The sequence below is a fragment of the Flagellimonas okinawensis genome (assembly GCF_029194005.1).
Classification (GTDB): domain Bacteria; phylum Bacteroidota; class Bacteroidia; order Flavobacteriales; family Flavobacteriaceae; genus Flagellimonas; species Flagellimonas okinawensis.
The window spans coordinates 157,576-182,588 of the sequence record NZ_JARFVA010000006.1 but is presented as its reverse complement, the minus strand read 5'-3'; the positions used below and the strand labels follow the sequence as shown (position 1 = coordinate 182,588).

At 43.7% G+C, this 25,013-nt stretch carries 25 protein-coding genes; 14 read left to right on the top strand and 11 right to left on the bottom strand.

Translation table 11 applies throughout. From position 1 onward, the window contains the following. Nucleotides 1–38 precede the first annotated feature (38 nt). A complete protein-coding gene (gene aroQ / locus PY091_RS15710; protein WP_275650549.1) occupies nt 39–455 on the top strand; it encodes a type II 3-dehydroquinate dehydratase in 417 nt (138 codons plus the stop codon). Here the strand turns inward: aroQ and PY091_RS15705 are convergent. From PY091_RS15705 to PY091_RS15685, 5 genes are all read right to left on the bottom strand, one after another. Then, nucleotides 447–728 (bottom strand): DUF3817 domain-containing protein, encoded by a 282-nt coding sequence (locus tag PY091_RS15705; protein ID WP_275650548.1) that lies wholly within the window; start codon nt 726–728, stop codon nt 447–449. The two genes, aroQ and PY091_RS15705, sit on opposite strands and share 9 nt — an antisense overlap. A gap of 3 nt (nt 729–731) precedes the next feature. Then, a complete protein-coding gene (gene lpdA / locus PY091_RS15700; RefSeq protein WP_275650547.1) occupies nt 732–2,123 on the bottom strand; it encodes a dihydrolipoyl dehydrogenase in 1,392 nt (463 codons plus the stop codon). Nucleotides 2,124–2,289: 166 nt separating this feature from the next. Further along, nucleotides 2,290–2,694 carry a peptide-methionine (R)-S-oxide reductase MsrB gene (gene msrB / locus PY091_RS15695; protein WP_275650546.1) on the bottom strand — a complete coding sequence of 135 codons (405 nt, stop codon included), beginning with the start codon at nt 2,692–2,694 and terminating at the stop codon, nt 2,290–2,292. Nucleotides 2,695–2,712: 18 nt separating this feature from the next. Further along, nucleotides 2,713–3,216, bottom strand: a complete 504-nt coding sequence (msrB, locus tag PY091_RS15690) for a peptide-methionine (R)-S-oxide reductase MsrB (protein ID WP_275650545.1) — start codon at nt 3,214–3,216, stop codon at nt 2,713–2,715. 113 nt (nt 3,217–3,329) lie between these two features. Next, nucleotides 3,330–3,908 (bottom strand): collagen-like triple helix repeat-containing protein, encoded by a 579-nt coding sequence (locus PY091_RS15685; RefSeq protein WP_275650544.1) that lies wholly within the window; start codon nt 3,906–3,908, stop codon nt 3,330–3,332. A 160-nt stretch (nt 3,909–4,068) separates the two neighbouring features. On the opposite strand from PY091_RS15685, the gene glgB reads away from it, so the two are divergent. From glgB to PY091_RS15665, 4 genes are all read left to right on the top strand, one after another. Beyond that, entirely contained in the window at nt 4,069–5,964 is a 1,896-nt protein-coding gene (gene glgB / locus PY091_RS15680; RefSeq protein ID WP_275650543.1) for a 1,4-alpha-glucan branching protein GlgB, read from the top strand. 96 nt (nt 5,965–6,060) lie between these two features. Further along, nucleotides 6,061–8,460: a glycoside hydrolase family 31 protein gene (locus tag PY091_RS15675; RefSeq protein WP_275650542.1), complete on the top strand. Its 2,400-nt coding sequence runs from the start codon at nt 6,061–6,063 to the stop codon at nt 8,458–8,460. Nucleotides 8,461–8,500: 40 nt separating this feature from the next. Beyond that, nucleotides 8,501–9,310 carry a M48 family metallopeptidase gene (locus PY091_RS15670; RefSeq protein WP_275650541.1) on the top strand — a complete coding sequence of 270 codons (810 nt, stop codon included), beginning with the start codon at nt 8,501–8,503 and terminating at the stop codon, nt 9,308–9,310. Nucleotides 9,311–9,421: 111 nt separating this feature from the next. Then, nucleotides 9,422–10,753 carry an MFS transporter gene (locus tag PY091_RS15665; protein WP_275650540.1) on the top strand — a complete coding sequence of 444 codons (1,332 nt, stop codon included), beginning with the start codon at nt 9,422–9,424 and terminating at the stop codon, nt 10,751–10,753. 63 nt (nt 10,754–10,816) lie between these two features. Here PY091_RS15665 and PY091_RS15660 read toward each other — a convergent pair whose 3' ends face one another. From PY091_RS15660 to PY091_RS15645, 4 genes are read right to left on the bottom strand one after another with little or no spacing between them, the layout of a single operon-like run. Beyond that, nucleotides 10,817–11,542 (bottom strand): head GIN domain-containing protein, encoded by a 726-nt coding sequence (locus PY091_RS15660; protein ID WP_275650539.1) that lies wholly within the window; start codon nt 11,540–11,542, stop codon nt 10,817–10,819. A 34-nt stretch (nt 11,543–11,576) separates the two neighbouring features. Next, a complete protein-coding gene (locus tag PY091_RS15655; protein WP_275650601.1) occupies nt 11,577–12,674 on the bottom strand; it encodes a DUF4097 family beta strand repeat-containing protein in 1,098 nt (365 codons plus the stop codon). Beyond that, on the bottom strand, nt 12,655–13,215 hold the full coding sequence (locus PY091_RS15650; RefSeq protein WP_275650538.1) for a hypothetical protein: 561 nt from the start codon (nt 13,213–13,215) through the stop codon (nt 12,655–12,657). Before PY091_RS15650 ends, PY091_RS15655 begins: the two co-directional genes overlap by 20 nt. Before the next feature lie 2 nt (nt 13,216–13,217). Further along, nucleotides 13,218–13,775, bottom strand: a complete 558-nt coding sequence (locus PY091_RS15645; RefSeq protein ID WP_275650537.1) for an RNA polymerase sigma factor — start codon at nt 13,773–13,775, stop codon at nt 13,218–13,220. Nucleotides 13,776–13,992: 217 nt separating this feature from the next. Here PY091_RS15645 and lon point away from each other — a divergent pair, with 217 nt between their 5' ends. Continuing rightward, a complete protein-coding gene (gene lon / locus PY091_RS15640; RefSeq protein WP_275650536.1) occupies nt 13,993–16,443 on the top strand; it encodes an endopeptidase La in 2,451 nt (816 codons plus the stop codon). Between the two features lie 49 nt (nt 16,444–16,492). Beyond that, nucleotides 16,493–17,194, top strand: coding sequence for a (d)CMP kinase (cmk, locus tag PY091_RS15635; protein WP_275650535.1), 702 nt, complete (start codon nt 16,493–16,495; stop codon nt 17,192–17,194). Between the two features lie 25 nt (nt 17,195–17,219). On the opposite strand, the gene PY091_RS15630 is transcribed toward cmk, so the two are convergent. Together PY091_RS15630 and PY091_RS15625 are read right to left on the bottom strand one after the other, a co-directional pair. Beyond that, nucleotides 17,220–18,323, bottom strand: a complete 1,104-nt coding sequence (locus tag PY091_RS15630; protein ID WP_275650534.1) for a serine hydrolase domain-containing protein — start codon at nt 18,321–18,323, stop codon at nt 17,220–17,222. A 189-nt stretch (nt 18,324–18,512) separates the two neighbouring features. After that, the gene (locus tag PY091_RS15625; RefSeq protein WP_275650533.1) at nt 18,513–18,893 is read right to left on the bottom strand and encodes a LysM peptidoglycan-binding domain-containing protein; all 381 of its coding nucleotides are present in this window, start codon (nt 18,891–18,893) and stop codon (nt 18,513–18,515) included. A gap of 260 nt (nt 18,894–19,153) precedes the next feature. Here PY091_RS15625 and rpsA point away from each other — a divergent pair, with 260 nt between their 5' ends. The 7 genes from rpsA to pdxH all read left to right on the top strand — a co-directional run bounded on the left by rpsA (nt 19,154) and on the right by pdxH (nt 25,003). Next, nucleotides 19,154–20,992, top strand: coding sequence for a 30S ribosomal protein S1 (gene rpsA, locus PY091_RS15620; RefSeq protein WP_275650532.1), 1,839 nt, complete (start codon nt 19,154–19,156; stop codon nt 20,990–20,992). Nucleotides 20,993–21,107: 115 nt separating this feature from the next. Beyond that, nucleotides 21,108–21,644 (top strand): bifunctional pyr operon transcriptional regulator/uracil phosphoribosyltransferase PyrR, encoded by a 537-nt coding sequence (gene pyrR, locus PY091_RS15615; protein WP_275650531.1) that lies wholly within the window; start codon nt 21,108–21,110, stop codon nt 21,642–21,644. A 6-nt stretch (nt 21,645–21,650) separates the two neighbouring features. Then, nucleotides 21,651–22,577, top strand: a complete 927-nt coding sequence (locus PY091_RS15610) for an aspartate carbamoyltransferase catalytic subunit (RefSeq protein WP_275650530.1) — start codon at nt 21,651–21,653, stop codon at nt 22,575–22,577. Nucleotide 22,578: 1 nt separating this feature from the next. Then, nucleotides 22,579–22,911, top strand: coding sequence for a ribonuclease Z (locus PY091_RS15605; protein ID WP_275650529.1), 333 nt, complete (start codon nt 22,579–22,581; stop codon nt 22,909–22,911). After that, nucleotides 22,908–23,813 (top strand): ribonuclease Z, encoded by a 906-nt coding sequence (locus PY091_RS15600; RefSeq protein WP_275650528.1) that lies wholly within the window; start codon nt 22,908–22,910, stop codon nt 23,811–23,813. Before PY091_RS15605 ends, PY091_RS15600 begins: the two co-directional genes overlap by 4 nt. Nucleotides 23,814–23,874: 61 nt before the next feature. Then, nucleotides 23,875–24,291: a hypothetical protein gene (locus tag PY091_RS15595; protein WP_275650527.1), complete on the top strand. Its 417-nt coding sequence runs from the start codon at nt 23,875–23,877 to the stop codon at nt 24,289–24,291. A gap of 64 nt (nt 24,292–24,355) precedes the next feature. Then, entirely contained in the window at nt 24,356–25,003 is a 648-nt protein-coding gene (pdxH, locus tag PY091_RS15590) for a pyridoxamine 5'-phosphate oxidase (protein ID WP_275650526.1), read from the top strand. Nucleotides 25,004–25,013: the final 10 nt, after the last annotated feature.

The window sequence follows — 25,013 nt, the reverse complement described above, 5'->3', positions numbered from 1 at the left end:
TATTCCCGCCCTTTTCTTTTTGTTGTATTTTTGATGGTATGAAGCTAATGATCATCAACGGACCCAACCTGAACCTTTTGGGAAAACGCGAGCCGGAAGTGTACGGTAGCGTTACTTTCGAGGAATACTTTGAGCAACTTAAAAATAAGTTTCCGGATGTGGAACTGGAATATTATCAGTCCAATATAGAAGGAGAACTTATAGGTAAAATACAGGAAGTTGGTTTTCAATATGATGGCATTATTTTAAATGCAGCTGCTTATACCCATACCTCTGTAGGTATGGGAGATGCTGTTAAAGCGGTTGAGACTCCCGTTGTAGAAGTGCATATTTCCAATACCCACCAAAGAGAGGAATATCGCCATGTGTCTTACATATCTTCAGGGGCCAAAGGTGTTATCCTCGGATTTGGCCTTCAAAGTTATGATTTGGCTATCCAAAGCTTTTTAAACTAAGTTTTTTAGGTAAATTTTGTCCGCATAAAATGTACCGAACGGCAGGAGGGAGGCTATAAAAAGGATAATGAACCTTTTGAGCTTCCATTTTCTTTCCCAGCAAAAAATTATGGCCACTACAACATATAGAATAAACAATATTCCATGCGCCATACCAACAACTTGGTTGGGTTCAGGAATATCTGCCCAATGCTTTAACGGCATGGTCATTCCGAAAAGGAGTAGATAGGAAATACCTTCCAATATGGCAGTGGCCCTAAAAATTTTCAGCATACCTTATAGGTGGATTACTTCATCATAAGCGTCAGCAACTGCTTCCATAACAGCTTCGCTCATTGTTGGGTGCGGGTGAACGGCTTTCAATACTTCATGTCCAGTGGTCTCCAATTTTCGAGCGACTACTGCTTCGGCGATCATGTCCGTTACACCGACGCCGATCATGTGGCAACCCAACCACTCACCGTATTTGGCATCAAAAATTACTTTTACGAAACCATCTGGGGTACCTGCTGCCTTTGCTTTACCACTGGCTGAGAATGGAAACTTGCCAATTTTAAGGTCGTATCCTTTTTCTTTGGCCTGCTTTTCGGTCAAACCAACGGAAGCGATTTCAGGGATGCAGTAAGTACAGCCCGGAATGTTTCCGTAGTCCAACGCCTCCACATGCATTCCCGCAATTTTTTCCACACAGAGAATTCCTTCTGCTGAGGCAACGTGTGCCAATGCCTGACCCGGGGTAACGTCTCCGATGGCATAATATCCCGGTATATTGGTCTGGTAATAATCGTTGACTAATATTTTGTCCCTATCCGTGGCGATTCCAACATCTTCCAAACCAATGTTCTCGATATTGGTTTTAATGCCCACAGCGGATAGTACGATATCCGCCTCCAAGACCTCTTCCCCTTTATTGGTTTTTACGGTTGCCTTTATGCCATCACCTGAAGTGTCGACTTTGGTAACCTCGGCAGAAGTCTTGATTTTTACACCTGACTTTTTAAAACTGCGTTCCAATTGTTTGGAGATATCCTCGTCCTCAACAGGAACGATGTTCGGCATATACTCTACAACAGTTACCTCGGTACCCATGGAGTGATAGAAATAAGCGAACTCCATTCCAATGGCGCCACTACCTACCACGATCATTTTCTTAGGTTGTTCTTTCAAGGACATTGCCTCGCGGTAACCGATTACTTTTTTTCCATCTTGTGGAAGACTGGGCAGCTCACGGCTACGGGCACCGGTAGCGATAATGATATGATCGGCAGAATATTCGGTGGTTTCACCACTCTCGGTCTTTACCTCGACCTTTTTGCCGGATTTTACCTTTCCAAATCCATTGATGACCTCGATCTTGTTCTTTTTCATCAAGAACTGGACACCTTTACTCATTCCCTCGGCAACACCACGGCTTCTTTTTACAACCGCTTCAAAATCATGGTCAACGTCCTTGGCACTCAATCCATAGTCTTCGGCATGTTTCAAATATTCGAACACTTGAGCGGATTTTAGAAGGGCCTTTGTTGGGATACATCCCCAATTAAGACATACACCTCCTAAACTTTCTTTTTCTATAATGGCTGTTTTGAAACCTAATTGTGATGCCCTTATGGCGGTAACATATCCACCAGGACCACTTCCCAAAACAATTATATCGAACTTGCTCATTAGATTTTGATTTTAGTTGTTAGATTGAAAATGTGCCATCGATTGGCAGCTGCAAAAGTACGGAAATCAATTCCCATTTCCCAAGTTGAAAAAAATCAATTGTGGATTAGTTTGTGAAATGTGGGAACGGCGCTATTTAGCGTAAAGAAAAGACAGCCGACACGTTTTAATCCTCGGGATCAAAATCAATGCTGATGGAATTGATGCAATATCTTTGGCCAGTGGTTTCTTTGGGGCCATCGTTGAAGACATGCCCCAAATGGCTTCCGCAGTTGGCACAAACGGTTTCTGTGCGAATCATACCGTGGCTAGTATCCCGAATGTATTCAATGGCGCCTTCGACAGCTTGGTCAAAAGATGGCCATCCACAACCACTTTCGAATTTGTGCCCACTTTCAAAAAGTTTGGCGTTACAGGCCTTACAATGATAGTCACCGTCCTCAAAATGCAGGTCGAACCTTCCCGTGTAGGGGCGTTCGGTACCTTTTTGCCTTAAAACATAATATTCTTCGGCAGAAAGCTCTTTTCTCCACTCCGCCTCGGTTTTGTTGATGCTATATTTTTTATCCATTGACTTTTTTGGGGCAATTTATTTGTTGTAAGGGATAAAATCAAGTGCGGCACCATTGATACAGTGCCTTTTTCCCGTGGTGTTGCTGGGGCCATCGTTAAAAACATGGCCTAAATGACCGCCACAGGTTGCGCAATGCTCTTCGGTGCGGGCCACACCAATTTTATAGTCGGTATCAAAGGCCACATTCCCCTCTATTTCCCGGTCAAAGCTGGGCCAGCCCGTTCCCGATTTAAATTTGTGTTCACTTTTAAAGAGTGGGGTCCCGCATCCTGCGCAGACATAGGTCCCTTTTTCCTTGTTGTCGAGCAATTCACTGGAAAATGCATTTTCCGTAGCTGCTTTTCGGAGCACGTAATATTCCATATCAGTAAGTTCAGCCCGCCATTCAGCATCCGTTTTGTTCACTTTGAACGTTTCTTTCCCGGTCTCGTTATTGGCAGATTCCTTTTTCTCTTCCTGTGATGTTCCCTTGCAACCTGTAAGTATTACCAGTGCAAATAATAGCAATCTTTTTCCCATGCTGTGATTTTTTAACTCTTTAGACGAGACTGAATGGAAATCCTTTCAAAAAGATTCCATAAAAAAAGTCCCATTGCTTCCAACAGGACTTAAGATACTATTTTTGAATGGATTTAGTCGATATCCAACTTCATGATCTGACTCTCGCCAATATTCAAGGTGGACATCACGCTTTCGATATTGCTTGCATCAAAATCTGGTGATTCTGCATATTCGCTTGGTACAAATACAATACGGAACAATTGGTTGTCTGTAAAGTCTGTGCTCAAATTCGATAGATCGAAATTGCCATCGATGAACAATTCAAGGTCGACAAATGTGTGGGCAAATACATATTGGATGGTTCCTTCGTTCAGGAAGTAATTTTGGGGTATTTGGGTCCATGCATCTGCAGTGGAACCATCGTTTAGGTCGATTACCCCATCGTGTCTATATACCAGAACGGCATCCGATTCAAAAACTTCAAAGTTGGTGACATCGGAAAAAGTGATCAAAGTACTAAAGAGATTGGCATCAAAGTCGTAATCAAAGTTTACCCCCTCAACTTCTACTACCTGTCCCTGTATACCGTCCAGGCCGTCCTGGCCATTTAGCCCATCCAGCCCGTCGAATCCCGGAGGTCCTTGCGGTCCTTCACATGCTGCGAAAACTAAAATGATTACTGCCCCTAGAATTGTACTAAATTTATTCATGATTTTTGGAATTTGATTTGTGTTCAATTTATATGTCAACGTTTAAAAATCAAAAAGCGTTCCATTTTTTTAAAAAAATGATTTAATTGATCAAACCGATCGCCAAAATCGGATTCTTGCCCAAAGATCCTTATTATTGTATAGTACTAAAACCACACATATGTCCAAGGTAATCCCGCACAGTTTTTTTACAGATTTTGATATCGACCTTTTTAAAGGTGGAAAACACTTTAGGCTCTACAATAAGTTGGGTTCCCACTTAACGGAGGTAGATGGTGTTAAAGGAACCTATTTTGCCGTGTGGGCCCCCTCTGCCAAGTCGGTCAGTGTGGTGGGTGATTTCAATTATTGGAATGCTGGGGAGCACCAACTCAATGTTCGATGGGACAGCAGTGGTATCTGGGAAGGATTCATTCCGGGAGTGGACAAGGGAACCAAGTACAAATACAAGATACATTCCAATAACAATGATATTTGGACGGAGAAGGCCGACCCCTTTGCGCGTTATTGTGAGCAACCTCCACAAACAGCTTCCATAGTTTGGGACGATAACCATAAATGGAAAGATGATCAGTGGATGGCAACGAGAGAAGGAAAGAACGGTTTGGACAAGCCCTATTCCGTCTATGAGGTTCACTTGGCTTCTTGGAAAAAAAAGAATGGCTGGGAATCGTTGAGTTATCTGGAGATGGCGGAACAATTGGCGGATTATGTTGAAGAAATGGGGTTTACCCATGTGGAGTTCATGCCGGTAATGGAATATCCCTACGACCCATCCTGGGGCTATCAAATAACCGGATATTTCGCCCCGACATCACGATTTGGCAAGCCGGAGGATTTTAAAGTATTGGTGGAGGCCCTGCACCAACGTGGTATCGGAGTGATACTGGATTGGGTGCCTTCCCATTTCCCCGAAGATGCACATGGGCTGGGATTTTTTGATGGCTCTCACCTCTACGAACATCCTGATCGAAGAAGGGGCTACCACCCCGATTGGAAAAGCCTCATCTTTAACTATGGTAGAAACGAAGTGCGGGCTTTTTTGATCAGCAATGCCATTTATTGGCTTGATCTATACCATGTGGACGGATTACGGGTGGATGCCGTGGCATCCATGTTATATTTGGATTATTCACGTGAGGATGGTGAGTGGGAGCCCAATATGTACGGCAATAATGAAAATCTTGAGGCCATGTCCTTTTTACGGGAGATGAACCAAGAGGTATATGCAAGTTTCAAAGGGGTGCAGACCATTGCAGAAGAATCAACGGCCTTTACAGGTGTTACCAAACCTGTACATTATGGGGGGCTTGGTTTTGGCATGAAGTGGATGATGGGTTGGATGCACGATACCTTGGAGTTTTTCAAAAGGGATCCGATCCACCGTTCTTACGATCTTAACATGATCAGTTTTAGTCTTACATATGCCTTTACGGAAAACTTTATGCTCCCTTTTTCCCATGATGAGGTGGTCTATGGCAAACAATCACTTCTTTACCGAATGCCTGGGGACGAATGGCAAAGGTTTGCCAACCTGAGGTTGTTGTTCGGGTATATGTTCACTCATCCTGGTGGAAACCTGTTATTCATGGGAGGGGAGTTCGGACAATCTTCGGAATGGAACTTCCAAGAGAGCTTGGATTGGCACCTGACCCAATATGATCTTCACTCTGGGATACAGGAAGCGGTAAAGGATTTGAACAAATTGTACAAGGCCCAACCCGCATTGTACCAAAAGCAGTTCGAACCCGAGGGGTTTCAATGGATAGAGTACAACGATACGGAGAATACCGTAATCTCGTATATTAGAAAGGGCAATGACCCAAAGGATGACTTGATCATTGTTTGCAACTTTACCCCGGTGCCACGGGAAAACTATAGGTTGGGCGTGCCCAAGTCCACCAACTTGAAATTGGTGTTCAACAGTGATGATAAAAGGTATTCGGGAAGTGGAGTGGGCAAAAAGACCATGAAGCCCTCGAAAACCCCATGGAACGGTCAAGAACAGTCCGTATTGGTGAACCTTCCACCTCTGGGGGTAGTGGTTTACAAATAAACGGGCTACTAAAACGATGTAGTTGATCGCTTTTCAAAACATATTTTTATTTATTCAGGCTTTTGTATTTCTTTTGTGAGCCTCAACTGATTACAGATGATTACCAATACGGAAATTGCAAATAGAGGGAATCAGTTCCCCAACCATATCGTAGACTTCAAACAGGAAAACGATAAAATATACTTTACCACCCAGAACGGGGTGATACTCCAAGTGACCATTTTAAGGGATAGCGTAGTGCGGTTCCGATATGCCACGGAATATGTTTTTGAACCTGATTTCTCCTATGCCATCAGTGAAGATGTTAATTTAGGCTACAACGAACTCAGTGTCAAGGACGAGATTCCAGAATACGTGATCACCACTTCCAAGATCAAAATATATATCAACAAGGCGGACCTCAAAGTGCAGATCGTGGACAAGAACGATGTGCTCTTATGCGAAGACGAACTGGGCTTTCATTGGGAGGAAAATTTTGATTATGGAGGCAATGTGGTAAAAATGAGTAAAGTATGCCATTCCGGTGAAAGCTATTACGGAATGGGGGACAAGGCTTCACATACCAATCTAAAGGGCAAAAGAGTGAACAATTGGGTTACCGATTCTTATGCCTATGGCAAGGATCAGGAACCATTGTATAAATCCATCCCATTTTACATAGGACTTACCCAGGGCAAGTCCTATGGGATATTTTTTGACAATTCTTTCAGTACCTACTTTGATTTTGCCGCTGAAAAGAGAAATGTCACCAGTTTTTGGGCCGATGGGGGTGAGATGAACTATTATTTCTTCTACGGTCCAAAGATGTACGATGTGGTGGAATCTTACACCGACTTGACCGGTGTACCTGAGCTTCCACCTTTGTGGGCATTGGGTTTCCATCAATCCAAATGGAGCTATTATCCAGAGAAAAAGGTGAAGGATATTGCAGCTTCATTTAGGAAACACAATATTCCCTGTGATGCGATTTACCTCGATATCGATTATATGGAAGGGTTTCGATGCTTCACTTGGAACAATAAGTATTTCCCTAATCCCAAAAAAATGATCCAGGAATTGGAGGAAGATGGATTTAAGACCATCACCATGATCGATCCCGGAATCAAGATAGACCGTGATTATTGGGTGTACCAGCAGGCCATGGACAATGGGTTCTTCTGCAGAAGAGCGGACGGCCCACATTTTAAGGGAAAAGTATGGCCCGGTGAATGTAAGTTCCCCGACTTTACCAATCCGGAGGTACGTGAATGGTGGAGCGATCTTTATAAAGAAATGATCGCAGAAATGGGCGTAAGTGGTGTGTGGAACGATATGAACGAGCCGGCTGTGATGGAGGTGCCGACCAAAACCGCCAATTTGGACGTAAGGCATGATTATGATGGGCACCCGTGCAGCCATAGAAAGGCACACAATGTTTATGGTATGCAAATGGTAAGGGCCACCTATGAAGGCGTTAAAAAGTTCATGTTCCCCAAAAGGCCCTTTGTACTTACAAGGGCCGCATATTCCGGTACCCAGCGTTATTGTGCCACTTGGACAGGGGACAATGTGGCCACTTGGGAACATTTGTGGATAGCAAATGTGCAGATGCAACGTATGTGCTTGAGCGGATATTCATTTGTAGGTTCGGATATCGGCGGCTTCGCCGAACAGCCCAATGGGGAACTTTTTGCCCGTTGGATGCAGTTGGCAGTTTTCCATCCATTTTGCAGGGTGCACTCCAGTGGCGATCACGGTGACCAGGAACCATGGTCCTTTGGTGACGAGATTACCGATATCGTTCGGGAGTTCATCGAATTAAGGTATCAATTGTTGCCCTACCTGTACACCATGTTCTACAATTACATCAAGGAAGGTTTTCCCATGTTGCAATCCCTGGTTTTTTATGACCAGGAGGACCCTCAGACTCATTTTAGAACGGATGAATTTATTTTTGGAAAGCAAATGTTGGTCTGTCCCGTACAGGAACCCAATGCTCAGGGAAGGCGAATGTATTTTCCAAAAGGGAACTGGTACAATTATTGGACCGATGAATTGACAGAAGGCGGGATTGAACGCTGGGTGTCGGCGGAAATACACCGAGTGCCCTTGTTCGTGAAGGAAGGGGCCATGATACCGAAATATCCGGTGCAACAATATGTGGGCGAGAAGGAGATCGAAAAGCTTGCCATTGATGTCTACTTTAAAGAAGGTACGGAAAATTCCGAGGTCTATGAGGACCAGCAAGAGGGCTACGACTATAAAAAGGGCCGCTATAGTTTGAGACGTTTCAAATTGACGGGCAAAGAGAACGAATTGATAATCCAACAGTTCAAGGATGGGAACTTCATCACTTCCTACGATAATTTCAAATTGACCTTCCATGGACTTCCGTTTACCATAGATACCGTGGAGGTAGACAACGAGGAAGTGGATTTGAAGGATATCAAGCTCAATGGCAATAACTCCATAGAGGTGGCAAAGGATTTCACGGAACTACACATATTCGGAAAATAAAAATTCGTAATTTACCGATACAATAAACACAAAATACCATATGAAAAAGCTTATCCTTACGTTGCTTGTGCTGGGAATGGCCGTGGCTTGCAAGACCAACCCATTTACGGGCAAGAGTACACTCAATTTTTATGATAATAGTCAAATGTTCCCTATGGCCTTCTCTCAATACGATCAGTTCTTGGAAGAGAACAAAGTGGTCAAGGGAACGGCAGAGGCCCAAATGATAACGAATGTTGGGCAACGCATTGCTTCTGCAGCGGAACGTTGGTTAGATGCCAATGGGTACCCCGGATATCTAAAGGATTATAAGTGGGAGTACAATTTGGTCGATGATGAAACGGTCAATGCATGGTGCATGCCCGGAGGGAAGATCGTATTCTATACGGGAATTTTGCCCATTGCCCAAAACGAGACAGGTATAGCAGTGGTCATGGGACATGAGGTTGCACATGCCCTCGCCGATCACGGTGCCCAGCGAATGAGTGCCGGGACATTGCAACAGATAGGCGCGGTGGCAGGAAATGTTGCCATCAAGGATGAGCAGACCAGAGGCTTGTTCAATCAAGCGTACGGCGTTGGATCACAGATAGGGGTTATGCTCCCATTTAGCAGAAACCATGAAACCGAAGCGGACAGGATCGGGCTTCAGATCATGGCCATTGCCGGTTATAATCCCGATGAAGCGGCCAAACTGTGGCAACGTATGAAAGCTAAATCAGGCGGACAGGCCCCTCCGGAGTTTTTGAGTACCCACCCGTCCAACGATACGCGAATCAGTAATTTGACCGCTTGGGCCCCGGCCGCAAAACAAGAAGCTCGTAAATTTGGGGTAACTTCCTTCAAGTAAATCGATAAAAAGTAACAGTACATGTCACTTCGAAACAGACGAAAAATCCAATCGACACCATCAAGGGTTTTTCAAAAGGGATTCGAAGTGGCATTTTTTTGTGTTTAGATTATGGTACAGACAATGGCATTGAAGGGAAGCAAAAAACTATTGAATGCCTGGGCATTTTACGATTGGGCCAATTCAGTGTACAGTCTGGTCATCTCATCGGCCATATTCCCTCTTTTCTATGGCTTGTTGTTTAGAACGGCTGGTATAGAACAGGTTACCATCTTTGGTGGTGAAATCGCAAGGGCCCCACTGATCAGTTATGTAACCTCCCTTGCCTTTGTATTTATCGCCATAGTGACACCCCTGATTTCCGGAGTGGCGGATTATTTGGGAAACAAGAGGATTTTTCTCAAGTTCTTCTGTTACCTAGGCGCTGCCTCATCCATTGGGTTGTACTGGTTTTCCCTGGAACACATTTATTTTGGACTTACCTGTTATTTTTTTGGACTTGTGGGCTTTTGGGTAAGTTTTGCCATCAATAACTCCTATTTGCCGGATATCGCCTATCCCGAACAACAGGACAGAATTAGTGCCAAAGGTTTTTCGCTTGGTTATGTGGGCAGTGTTATCCTGATGGTCTTCAATCTTTTTATGGTGATGGATCCCGATTTTTTTGGCATTACCGATAGTGTAGGGGAGGTCGCCGAGATCAAGGCTATGAAATATTCTTTTATTTCTGTCGGTATTTGGTGGGCCGTTTTCAGTCAATACACCTTTAAGCATTTACCCAAGGGTTACAAGCGCCAGGGGGAACGTCACCACATTGTATTGAACGGTTTTAGGGAGTTGAGGTCGGTATGGCACCAGTTGGGGGAGAATCGAAGACTCAAAAGGTACCTGGGCGCATTTTTCACCTATAGCATGGCTGTACAGACCATTATGCTAATCGCGACCTATTTTGGCGAGGAAGAGATCGTTTGGGGCTCCGACGATGAACGGACCATGGGATTGATCATTAGTATACTCCTCATTCAGATCGTGGCCATTTTAGGCGCAACCGTTACCGCGTGGGCCTCCAAAGCTTTTGGTAATATAAGGACCCTTGTGGTGATCAATGTCATTTGGGCCTTGTTGTGTGTATATGCCTATTTTTTACAGACTCCCATGGATTTTTATATTGCAGCGGGATTTGTAGGGGTTGTAATGGGGGGGATACAGGCACTGTCACGATCGACCTATTCCAAATTTTTACCGGAGACTACCGATACCACATCATTTTTCAGTTTTTATGATGTCGCCGAAAAGATAGGCATCATCATAGGGACCTTTATGTATGGAATTATTTCCCAACTTACGGGAAGCATGCGCAACAGTACTATCTTTCTTGGGCTGTTTTTCTTGATCGGTATATGCCTTTTATTACGGGTAAATAAAGTGAAGACATCTAGTTGATATATAAAAAGGCCCTGAGATTCCCAGGGCCTTTTCAGTCTTTGATTGATGATAAACTCGGTATTATCCTTTGGTAATATCCCCAGAACCTGAAGATTTGGAATTGATCTTTTTGGGGTTGCCGCGATAATGGATATCGCCGGAACCTGATACCCTGGCGTCCAAGGACTGATTTGCCGTTACCCTGATATCGGCAGAACCTGAAACAGTTGCCTGTACAAAATCAGCTTCAAGGTCATAGGCTTTAACGTCACCAGAACCGGAAACCGAAACCGAAAAGTCGGTCGCCCTGCCCGATAGGTTGATATCGCCCGAACCGGAAAGGGAAGCATCCAATTCATCGGCTTCGATTTCAAGTGTCACATCGCCCGAGCCGGACATGGCCGTACTGAAGCGGTCTGCTCGGATAGTGGTTTTCCCTACAAGATCGCCCGAACCTGAAAGGCTCGCCCCAGTGATGGATTCTATAGGTACCGTCACATAAATGCCCTGGTTCCAGTTAGAGGGCCTTAGGTTCATGCCTTTTTCCACCTTGATGACCAGTTTGCCGTTCTTCACCTCGGTTTTAATGTGTTCCAGTAAATTGGACTCTCCTTTTAGGGTGATTTCTCCCTCGGTGCCAGCAACCAATTCTACATCGAACCATCCAGCCATGGCAACTTCGTCATAGTCGCCAACCGAGCGTTCAATGGTAACAACATCACCGTTGCCTTTTACTTTTCTTCCCCATTGTGCGCATGACATTGTGATCATTCCCATGGCAAGCGTAAGTGTGATAAATTTTTTCATGATCTTGTGTTTATAAATTGATTTTGATTTGATGTTAATTCTTATAAAATGATATGCCCCCGTAATCACTGGTGATGCTTACCCTGTTTCCGGAGTTTGCTTTACCATAATAACCACTGTAATATTTCTCGGTGGATCTTTCCTTACTGATGTTGATCTCAAAATCTTCCTTGCCGCTCACACCGGCATATTCGGTGGAAATTTCAAAATCAAAGTGGTAGTCAGGGTCATATCCTATTTTTATCCCGGTATAATCCGTTCTGATCTCCACATTTCCAGCATCGGGAGCCAAGCGGTCTATTTTTATGGAACCGTAATCACTGGTAATCGAAACATTTCCGTGGACATCGCCCAATTTTACGCCTATATAATCTCCGTTTCCATCCACATTCTTTACATTCCTAACGTCAATGGAACCATAGTCACTTGAATATTCGAGGTTTTCCATCTCCTGGACAACCCCATTGGTATAGTCCGCCTTAATGTTAAGGTTGCCCGCTTTTTCTATGGTGAAGCCCGAGTAATCGGCTATAATATCCGCACTGTTCACATAATCAAATGTAGAGCGCGACGTATAATCGAATCTTAGCTCGTTGTTGCGACCACGTAGTTCCCCGATTTCAAGTTTTCCATAATCACAGCTGATTTTTGCATGGCCGTCGATACGGTCCAATATAATGTTGCCGTAATCGTTGCTCAGGTTAACGCTGTTCTTTACGGGAAGTTTAATGGTGTAATTTACTTGTACACTGACTTTTTTACGTCTTCCCCAGCTCCAGCCCCAGCTATTGCTGCGGTCTCCAAAACGGGTCTCTGCGGAAACCATACCGGCACTGTTATCGAAATCCACATCGATCTCGTCCAGACGTTCCTTGACCCGGTCCTCATCGTTGCCATTGGTTTTTACGTGTACCTCAATAAGTATCCTGTTTTCGTTCCATGAAGTAATGTTCAGGTTGCCATAGCTGTTGTTCACTTTCAAAAGTGCATCGGAATTCACGTTGAACTCCCGTTTAATGGTTTTCTCCTTGGTATACCTGCCGTTTAATTTGTCATTGTCCACATGTGCGAAGGTGACAAGGGGGAACAAAGCCAAGGCGAAAAAAATGGATTTAAATCGTAAAGCTTTCATCATTCTGTGTTTTTAAATTCTTGATATTTTCAATTTGGCTCAAAACTTCTTTCAATAGGTCGATCCGTGTTTGGAAGTTGGTGATCATGGCACTCAGGATAATCTTACTGTCCCCGCCTTTCACCAAGTCCCTCTCAAGGGATTGGTAGTCCTTGTCCAACCGTTGCAACTGTACCAAGGTGTCATCTACCAATTGGGCCGTTTCCGGGGTCTTCTCATCTTTTAAGATCTCTACTTGTTCCTCGATAAGGTTGGCAAAATAGAATTCTGTCTGTGATACCTCGGGGGCTATTTTTACGACCTGCTGTTTGATACTCGCTCCTGGTCCGAAGGCCTTATAGCCCAAAAGAACTACCAAGGCAATGGATGCGGCAATGGACAAAGGTCGCCACCAGGAAACTTTGGCCTTGCCCATGGTAATCGTGCCTTTCTCCCTGTTCAATTTTTCCAAAAATCGCTGCTGATGTCCGCCCTGTGGTTCCTCCACATCGAACTCCCCTTGGAGTCGCTCGAACAGATGATCTAAATTATCCTTCTTCATAACTAAACATTTACGGTCAACTTTTTTCTCAGGCTTTGTTTGGCCCTCGAAATCATGGTTCTACAATTAGCATAGCTAATGTTCATTATTTCTCCTATTTCTTCGTAATCGTATCCTTCGATCAAATGTAAGGTCAAAGAAACTCTGTAATTGTCTTTCAAATTTTTCATGGCTTCCATCACTTTTTGAGCCTTCAGTTCCGTATAACCATTTCCATCCGAAGCAACTGCATCATTGTCTTCGACCTTGTACATTACATCATCCAGGTCAACAGCACGTTTTTTTTGCTGCTTATTGTAATGATAGATACTGTTATTGATCACAATCCGCTTCAACCATGCCCCGAAGGTGACGTCCCCTTTAAAGGTATGCAGTTTGGTGAATGCGCTCAGGAACGATTCCTGCATCACATCTTCGGCTTCAGCTGTATGTTTTACAATCCTAAGGGCGGTGTTGTACATCGCTTTGTAATAGCGGTTGTAAATCTCTAGCTGTGCGCTCTGTTTCCCCTGCTTGCACAATTCGAGCAGTGTATCAATATGTTCATTTTGTTGGCTCAAAAAATGATTGATTTGTCTTATAGATTACCCAATTTACCATTTGTTACACTTTTTTCTTAAAATTTGATTTTTAATGGCACAGGAATTGCCAATTAATGGGTGAGAATTAGCCTTTGAGCCGTTATAAATATTGATTTATAGGGATTTGTGAAGGTATGTGAGTAGAATAAAAATGTTGGTCGGATGTCAACTCTGACAAAATGACCGAAAAGATGATATGGGAGAGATGAAAATTACCAAATTTGACAATATAGACCTACAGGGATTGGATGAAGATGCGGAATTGATACCGTTATTGACCCCTGAGGACGAAGAACAGATGAACAAGGAGAGCTTACCGGAGACTTTGCCGGTACTTCCCTTGAGAAATACGGTATTGTTCCCTGGTGTGGTTATTCCCATCACTGCCGGGAGGGACAAGTCCATCAATTTGATCAAGGATGCCAATAATGGCACCAAGACCATTGGTGTGGTAGCCCAAAAGGACGAGAGTGTGGAAAACCCCGGTCCGGAGGATATCAATACCATGGGTACAGTGGCCCGTATCTTAAGGGTATTACAGATGCCCGATGGTAATACCACTGTTATCATACAAGGAAAAAAGAGGTTCAAGATAGATGCCATCCTGACCGAGAAGCCATATATGACCGCAAAGGTGAGTGAGGCATCGGAACAACGTCCAGACGAAAAGAGCACGGAGTTCGAGGCTATCATAGATTCCATCAAGGAGCTTGCTTTTAAGATTATCAAGGACAATCCGAACATTCCGAGCGAGGCCACTTTTGCCATCAAAAATATCCAGAGCAATTCGTTTCTGATCAATTTTGTTTCCTCCAACCTCAATCTTACCGTTAGTGAGAAGCAACAACTTTTGGAGATGCCCAATTTACAGGAGAGGGCATTGGCCACCTTGAAGTACATGAACATGGAACTTCAAAAGCTGGAACTTCGCAATGACATACAGAGCAAGGTGCGTAGTGATATGGACCAGCAACAACGCGAATATTTCCTTCACCAACAGATGAAGACCATCCAAGAGGAACTTGGAGGACTCTCATATGAAGAAGAGGTGGACGAAATGAGCGAAAAGGCGAAAAAGAAAAAATGGAGTAAAAAAGTTCAAGAGCATTTTGAAAAGGAACTTTCCAAGATGCAACGGATGAACCCACAAGTGGCCGAATACTCCATACAAAGGAATTATCTGGACCTGATGTTGGATTTGCCCTGGAACGAGTTTTCCAAGGATAAGTTTGATCTTAAGCGCGCACAACAGATACTGGACAGGGACCATTATGGGCTGGAAGACGTAAAGCGTCGGATTATAGAATATTTGGCGGTCCTGAAATTGAGGAACGATATGAAATCACCGATCCTTTGTTTGTATGGACCTCCGGGAGTAGGTAAGACCTCTTTGGGGAAATCCGTGGCCGAGGCCCTCGGCAGGGAGTACGTACGCATGTCCTTAGGAGGATTGCGTGATGAGGCGGAAATCCGGGGACACCGTAAAACCTATATCGGCGCGATGCCAGGTAGGATCATTCAAAGCTTGAAGAAGGCAGGTACATCTAACCCGGTATTCATTTTGGACGAGATAGATAAACTGGCCAGCAGTCATCAAGGTGATCCATCCTCTGCTATGTTGGAGGTACTGGACCCAGAGCAGAACAGCGAGTTCCATGACAATTTCCTGGAAATGGGCTATGATCTGTCCAAAGTCATGTTCATTGCCACTGCCAACAATCTATCCACCATTCAGCCTGCGCTGCGAGACCGAATGGAGATTATCAATGTGACTGGATATACCATAGAGGAAAAAGTAGAGATTGCCAAACGACACTTGTTGCCCAAGCAGTTGGAGGAGCATGGACTTTCCAAAAAGGACCTCAAGATAGGTAAACGCCAACTAGAAAAAATTGTTGAGGGCTATACCCGGGAATCCGGCGTAAGAAGCTTGGAAAAACAGATAGCCAAAGTGGTAAGGTACGCTGCCAAATCCATCGCCATGGAGGAAGAGTACAACGTTACCTTGACCAACGAAAATATTGAGGAAATTTTAGGACCAGCCCGATTGGAGCGGGACAAATACGAAAACAACGATGTTGCCGGAGTGGTGACAGGGTTGGCCTGGACCAGTGTAGGGGGTGATATACTGTTCATTGAATCCATTCTGTCCAAAGGAAAAGGTACCATGAACATCACCGGTAACCTGGGTAAGGTCATGAAAGAATCGGCAACTATTGCCATGGAATACATTAAGTCCAATGCCGATGAATACGGTATCGATTCCAATGTGTTCGACAAGTACAATGTACATATTCACGTTCCGGAAGGTGCAACGCCCAAAGATGGTCCGAGTGCAGGTATCACCATGTTGACTTCATTGGTTTCTCTATTTACCCAGCGCAAGGTGAAGAAAAGTTTGGCCATGACAGGAGAGATTACCCTAAGGGGCAAGGTACTGCCCGTTGGTGGGATCAAGGAAAAAATACTTGCAGCCAAAAGGGCCCGTATCAAAGAGATTATTCTATGTGCCGACAACAAAAAGGACATTGAGGAAATAAAAGAGGAATACTTGAAAGGACTTACCTTCCATTATGTAACGGATATGAGCGAGGTCATTGACCTGGCCATAACCAAGCAGAAAGTTAAAAATGCGAAAACGCTGTAGCTGACACATGTCATAATTCGATAATGTCTTTTCTGCCTATTTTTGGTGTATGGGAAAAATAACGATAGCAATTGATGGATACTCCTCCACTGGAAAGAGTACCATAGCCAAAAGGTTGGCATCGACCTTGAACTATATTTATGTGGATACCGGTGCCATGTACCGAGCGGTAACGTTGTTTGCCTTGCAACAAGGGGCAATCAACGATAAAGGGGAAGTGGATGAACCGACCTTGATAGGGAAACTATCCGATGTGCATCTAAGCTTTGTTCCCAATGAAGAAACCGGTCGTTCCGATATGTTTTTGAACGATGAAAATGTTGAACGGGAAATTCGATCGATGCGTGTTTCAGGTTTTGTAAGCAAGGTAGCCGCCATTAAGGAAGTCAGGGAAAAGCTGGTCAAAATACAACAAGAAATGGGTAAGGACAAGGGCATTGTTATGGATGGTCGTGACATTGGCACCGTGGTTTTTCCCGATGCGGAGTTGAAACTGTTCATGACCGCTTCTCCCGAGACCCGAGCTGCACGCAGATATAAAGAGCTCTTGGAAAAGGGTGAGGAAGTGACCTATGCCCAAGTATTGAAAAATGTGGAAGAGCGCGATCGTATCGATTCAACACGGACAATTTCACCGCTGACCAGGGCCAAAGACGCCATTGAATTTGATAACAGTGATATGGGGCTGGAAGAGCAGTTTGAACGTATTTATGACTTTTCCCAACGGGTAATCGCGAAGAGCAAAGGATAATCAGAACGGCCTTGGATTGATTGGTCTAAAGTGCGCCCATAAGTTCAAAGCAAAGTTCGTCAATGTGTATCATTGGGTCACCAAGCGCGGAAACGTTGGAAAGAATAATCACCCCATTTTTATTATCCGTATCCATGACCATACAGGACGTATAACCCCCTGTTCCACCATTGTGCCAAATCCAATTTTCGCCAGATGGCCCTTTTCGCATGTGCCATCCCAAACCAATACTGGAAGTTTCGCTCATAGTATGCGTCACGGTTCTGGTCAAGGCCAAAGTTTTGTTGTCATTTTCAAATTGTGCCAAAGCAAATTCGGATAGATCTTCCACTGTAGAAATTAAATCCCCTGCACCCGACAGCGAGGCCAAATTCCAATTCTGTACCGGTTTCCCCTCGGGACTTTGTCCTTGGACCAAAAATACGGATACATTTTCGCTGCCGATCGTGCTGTTGGGCATATTATATTTTAAGAATATTCTTTCTTGGAACAATTGGTTCAATGGCTGTTTTCCAATCTTTGATAAGGTATGGCCCAAAAGTCCAGCTCCTACATTTGAATACTCATATGTGCCATCCTCATCAAAGGACAAATCCATTTCATTGCTCAAGTAATATTCAAGTTGGTCTACATCGTAACTGGAAAATGGGTCTAGGTTACTAATGTCAAAGTCAAGGTTCGAGGGCATGCGAGGCAGGCCAGAAGTATGGTTTGCCAAGGTTTTAAAAGTAATCTCTTGGCCATTTTTGAACTCAACATCATAGAATGGGTTTATAGGATCTTCAAGTTCTACCTTGTTTTCCAGAACAAAATCCGCAAGAAGTGTACTAGTGAATACTTTGGTTATGGAACCAATTTCAAAAGCATTTTGTTGATTTTGAACGGTAAATATGGTGTCGTTCCTTTTTTCTACACCGTAGAACTTGACTTTGCCATTTTCAATAAAAGCAAAGGCGAGTTGGGTATTGTCAGGGAATACCTTTGTATGCTCAAAGATCAGTTCTGATTGTGATTTTGCAATATTTGTTTCAGCAAGGTCTTGGTTGTTCACAGGGGTTTTTGTTTGTGAATTGCCACAACTGTACAACAATAAAGCAATAGGTAAAATAAATAGGATTGAATTTTTCAAGGTTGTTCGTTTTGATATGTGCATACTTTCTTGTTTTGGTTTCTTGTGCCTACTAACCCCTAGGAATGTCGGTTATAATTTGGACGCCTTACATTAATTATGATAATCTTTCATAATCAAAAAGGCGCCCATGGGACGCCTTTTGTTATTTTGCCAACTCGCTCCCGGCTGGGAACGGACTGACCGATGTTATAAATTAGGAATTACCAATACCTGATCGGGATGGATCACGTTCGGATCCTTCAGGATATTGGTATTCGCATCAAAAATCTTGGTGTACTTCATGGGGTCGCCATAATAATGCTTCGCGATCTTGCTCAACGACTCTCCACTCTTGACCGTATGCCTGTGGTAAACGGACTCGTCCTCCACAGTTATGTTTGCTTTAATATCGGTGGGTTTTTCCCCTCCGATCTCCTTGATCTTGTCCCACAACAGGTTCTTTTCGTATTGGGTCTTGGTCATTCCCTTTATCTTCAAAATGTCGCCCTCAACATTTACATCACCGTTTTTGACTTCCAATTCCTCACCTAGATCTAGTACAGGTTGATACTTTGCCTTTACACTCATAATGGTATTTTTTACAGTTAACAATTAGAAGTTTCAAGATAGGCAATCTGTCCATAATTTGCCATTAAATAATTGTAATACTTTTTTTGTGCAAACCTTGATTTTATACTTTGTATATCAATAATTTAATTGTATTTTTGCACCCCTTTTAGCAAGGAGGCAAGAGAAAAAAGGGAATTTAGAAAATCAATTTAAAACCACTTCCGCGGTAATTGTTCAACTCTTGTAAAACGTGGAATACAAATTTTAATCAGCAAAGCATGGCTGAAGAAAAACAAAACGTTGAGGTAGAAGAAACTGCCGCAGCACCAGTAGTAAAAGAAGCAAAACAGCCCGAGCAAGACCCTCAGGAATTTCTTGAAAATTTTGATTGGGATAAGTACGAAGAAGGAATCGAGCGCGTTGACGACAACAAGCTTAAGGAATTCGAAACACTTGTAGAGGAAAACTTTGTGGACACTGCCGATGAGGAAGTAGTGGAAGGAGAAGTTGTTCACATGACCGACCGTGAGGCCATCATTGACATCAATGCCAAGTCCGAAGGTGTAATTTCCTTGAATGAGTTCCGTTACAATCCCGATCTAAAAGTTGGTGATAAAGTAGAGGTACTTATAGATATCCGTGAAGACAAGACCGGTCAATTGGTATTGTCCCACAGAAAAGCTAGAACCATTAAGGCGTGGGAGCGTGTAAACAATGCCCATGACAAAGAGGAAATCGTAACTGGATTCGTAAAATGTCGTACCAAAGGTGGTATGATCGTTGACGTATTCGGAATCGAGGCATTCTTGCCAGGTTCTCAAATCGATGTGAAACCTATCCGTGATTACGATCAGTACGTAGGTAAGACCATGGAGTTCAAAGTAGTTAAGATCAACCACGAGTTCAAGAACGTAGTGGTATCTCACAAAGCTTTGATCGAAGCGGATATCGAAGAGCAGAAAAAAGAGATCATTGGCCAATTGGAAAAAGGTCAAGTATTGGAAGGTGTGGTCAAGAACATTACATCTTACGGGGTATTTATCGACCTTGGAGGTGTGGATGGATTGGTACACATTACCGACCTTTCCTGGAGCCGAATCAACCACCCGAACGAGGTTGTGGACCTAGATCAGAAATTGAACGTTGTTATCCTTGATTTCGATGATAACAAGTCAAGAATTCAGTTGGGTCTTAAGCAATTGGAGAAACACCCATGGGATGCCCTTGGTGATGAGATCAAAGTTGGTGACAAAGTAAAAGGTAAGGTAGTTGTGATCGCTGATTACGGTGCATTTATCGAAGTTGCCGATGGCGTTGAAGGTCTGATTCACGTTTCAGAAATGTCTTGGAGCACTCACCTTAGATCTGCCCAAGATTTCGTAAATGTTGGTGATGAGGTTGAAGCCGTTGTATTGACCTTGGATAGAGAGGATCGTAAAATGTCGTTGGGTATCAAGCAATTGACTCCTGACCCATGGACCGATATCACTTCTAAATATCCAGTTGGATCAAGACATAAAGGAATCGTTAGAAACTTTACCAACTTTGGTGTATTCGTAGAGTTGGAAGAAGGAATCGACGGTTTGATCTATATCTCCGATCTATCTTGGACCAAGAAAATCAAGCACCCATCCGAGTTTGTTGCCGTTGGTGATACCTTGGAAGTGGAAGTATTGGAGCTGGATGTTGAAGGGCGTAAATTGAGCCTAGGTCATAAACAGACCACAGAGAACCCTTGGGACAAATACTCCGAGGAGTTTGCTGAAGGAACAATTCACAAAGCCGCAATTGCAGAAGTTGTTGATAAAGGAGCTACTATCAACTTCAACGAGGACATCGTTGGGTTTGTTCCACAACGCCACATGGAAAAAGAAGACGGTAAAAAACTCGTTAAAGGAGAAGAGGCCGAATTCAAGATCATCGAGTTCAACAAAGATTTCAAGAGAGTTGTGGCAAGCCACACTGCAATCTTTAGAGAGCAAGAGGACAGAAATGTGAAAGCTGCTGCCAAGAAAAGAGCCGCATCATCCGATGAAGCTGCTCCGACCCTTGGGGATGCCAACTCCGCATTGCAAGCATTGAAAGACAAAATGGAAGCTGATTCCAAGAAAAAGTAATCAGACTTTTCAATGATACAAAGCCCCGCTGGAAACAGTCGGGGCTTTTTTATGTCCCGAACATTTTAAAGAATTGCTTACTTTTGTATTCAACCGAGTTGGTCGCACAAAGCCTATGAGTCAAAAAGTTCTGCTTACTTCAAAGGAAATCAACATCATACTGCACCGGTTGGCCTGTCAGCTAATGGAAAACCATCTGGATTTTACCAATACCGCTTTGATCGGTATTCAGCCCAGAGGTGTTTTTTTGGCGGAAAGGTTGGTGAAAATTCTAAAAAAGGAATATAAGATCAAGCACATTGATCTTGGTTTTCTTGACATCACATTTTTTAGGGACGATTTTGGAAGAGGGGAAATCCTGAAGGCCAATTCTACACAAATGAATTTTTTGGTAGAGGATAAAAAAGTGGTGTTCATTGATGATGTACTGTACACAGGCAGGAGTATCAGGGCGGCATTAACGGCCATTCAATCTTTTGGAAGACCTAGCAACATAGAGCTATTGACCTTGATCGATAGGCGTTTTAGTAGGCACCTTCCGATTCAACCAACCTACCGCGGTAGGCAAGTGGATGCCATAAATGAAGAGAAAGTGAAGGTAATGTGGGAAGAGAACGATGGTGAGGACAAAGTTTATTTAATAAGCAAATAATAACGGATGAGCGAGTTAAGTGTAAATCATTTGTTGGGAATCAAGTATCTGAACAAAAAGGATATATCGCTCATTTTTGAAACGGCAGATCACTTTAAGGAAGTGATCAACCGATCTATCAAAAAAGTGCCTACCTTAAGGGATATTACCATAGCCAATATTTTTTTCGAGAACAGTACACGCACAAAACTTTCTTTTGAGCTGGCCGAAAAGCGGCTTTCTGCCGATGTGGTGAATTTTTCCGCTGGGCAATCTTCGGTAAAAAAGGGCGAGACCCTCATTGATACGGTAAACAATATCCTGTCCATGAAAGTGGATATGGTGGTGATGCGCCACCCTAATCCTGGAGCAGGTATATTCTTGTCCCAACATGTAAAGGCCTCTATTGTAAATGCGGGGGACGGTGCACACGAACACCCTACACAAGCTTTATTGGACTCCTTTTCGATTCGCGAAAAATTAGGCGATGTGGGAGGGAAGAACGTGGTCATCGTGGGTGATATCCTCCATTCCCGTGTGGCCCTGTCCAATATTTTTGCACTGAAATTACAAGGTGCCAATGTAAAGGTTTGTGGTCCAAAGACGTTGATACCCAGGCATATTGAATCCTTGGGAGTTGGAGTGGAGACCAATTTGCGAAAGGCATTGGAATGGTGCGATGTGGCCAATATGCTCCGTGTACAGAATGAAAGGATGGATATCAGCTACTTTCCTTCAACACGTGAATACACCCAGCAGTTTGGTGTGAACAAAGAACTCTTGAACAGTCTGGACAAGCAGATTGTTATCATGCACCCGGGCCCGATCAATCGGGGGGTTGAGATTACCACTGATGTTGCGGATTCCGATCAATCCATAATATTGCATCAGGTAGAGAACGGTGTGGCCGTACGTATGGCCGTACTGTACCTATTGGCATCAAAAATAAAATAAGATGATTTTCGATAAAGACGGGACAACAACAATTGTTTTCCAAGAAAAGACCACCTTATCCGCTTTTTTGGAAAACCTGAACAGGGCCTATCCTAAATTAAAGCACGATAATATTGTACTCAATCTTTTTTCATTCGATAAACTTGGGTTGGGCGATATTTTGGAATTTCTTGATATATCCAATACCCATAAGGCCGGTGGACAGTCCTTTGTTATTGTGACCGATAAGCTGAGCTATGATGAAGTTCCCGAAGAGATCAGTGTGGTGCCTACCCTGCAAGAGGCAAAAGACTTGATCGAAATGGAAGAAATAGAACGCGACCTGGGCATATGAAACTTACCGTACTCGGTTGTTATGCCGCTACACCGCGAACATTTACCAATCCCACATCACAGGTACTCGAGATAGGCAATCACCTATTTTTGATCGATTGCGGAGAAGGCACCCAGGTGCAGCTTCGTAAGTTCAAGGTAAAGTTCTCCAGAATCAACCATATATTCATATCCCATTTGCACGGGGATCATTTTTTTGGATTGCCCGGGCTTATTTCCACTTTTAGATTGCTCGGAAGGGATAAAGAACTTCATATTTATGGCCCAAAAGGAATCAAACAGGCCATTACCTTATTTTTAAAGCTGGGTGATTCTTGGACCAATTATCCGTTAATTTTCCATGAACTGGAATCCAAGGAATCAGAACTTGTCTTTGAAGATGGCAAGGTCACGGTCCATACCGTTCCCTTGGTCCACAGGGTCTACACCAACGGATATCTTTTTAAGGAAAAGAAAGCCCCAAGGACCCTGGATGCTGAAGCCGCAAGAGAAATGGGAGTGGACAAGAGCCAGTTCCACAAAATCAAAAAAGGTGCGGACGGTCTTGGTAGTTCGGGAAATGTTATTCCCAACCAGCAGCTTACCCTGGACCCACCAGAGCCCAAAAGTTATGCTTTTTGCAGTGACACTGTTTACAACGAAAGTATTGTCCCTATAATCAATGATGTCACAATTCTTTATCATGAATCTACTTTTTTGGATTCAGAGGAGCACCTCTGCGAGCGAACCAAGCACTCTACTTCCAGGCAAGCTGCACAGATTGCCAAAAAAGCCAATGCAAAGCTTTTGATATTGGGCCATTACTCTACCCGATATAAGTCCATTGAACTTTTCAAAAAGGAAGCTGAGGAGGTTTTTCCGATAGTCGAACTGGCCGATGATGGAAAGGTCTTTGAATTCTGATTTACAGGGGGGGCAAGCAACCTAATGCCCCATTTCACATCTTTAAAATAAAAGCTGTTCCATGACAAAAGGGTTTTATCTGCTTTTATTGCTGTCGGCAGTGTTGACATCGTGTTCTGGGGATGATACCATTGCCGGTGCCTCCGAAAATGACTTGATGGGTAGTTGGGTCCGAACCGATGACCAACAGGATGGCTCCATTGTGACCACTTATTCTTTTCACGGCGACCTTACCTACCGTTATACCACGGAATGGTTCGGGTTCAATGGTGAGCCCAAGACCGTGATGACCTCATTTTCACGGACCAATGGTCTATTTGATGTTGAGGGTGATAGTTTGTTCCTGCAGAGCTTGGAGTACCAGGGAGGATTCAATGCTAAATTTTCAATATTCGACGATGTACTTTATTTGGAATACATCACCTATCCAGCGGATGCCCCTGTCATTACCAAATTGAACTACCATAAGGTCGATTGAAATTTCTGCATACTTTTTGTTTGTCCATCTTTGTTGACACCCTATTTTTGCCGAACTTCACGTCATGCAAAAGGACCTTGGCAATTATAGAAAATCATACGAGAAAAGTGAGTTGACCGAAGCGTCGATCAAAGAGAACCCGATGGAACAATTTCAAAAGTGGTTCCATGAAACCGAAGCTTCCGATGGAGTGGATGAACCCAATGCCATGACCGTTTCGACCATAGGGATGGATGGTTTTCCAAAAAGTCGGGTGGTACTGATGAAGAAGTTCACCTTTGAGGGGTTTATATTCTATACCAATTACCAAAGTGAAAAGGGAAAGGCCATTGCAGCAAATCCAGCGGTCTGCCTATCTTTCTTTTGGCCGAATATGGAGCGACAGGTCATCATCAAGGGAACTGCCGAAAAAATAGCGGAAAACCTATCGGACGGATATTTTGAATCAAGGCCGCACGGTAGCCAGTTGGGAGCCATTGTCTCGGACCAGAGCGAGGTCGTGCCATCAAGGGATTATCTTGAGGGCAAACTAAGGGAACTCGAACAAAGGTTCGAGGGCAAAGAAGTACCCAGGCCGAATTACTGGGGTGGCTATTTGGTCAAGCCCGTCTCTATGGAGTTTTGGCAGGGAAGACCCAATAGGTTGCATGATAGGATACGATATACCCTGCAGGAAGATTTTGATTGGAAAGTAGAAAGATTGGCACCATAAAACCAAGAAG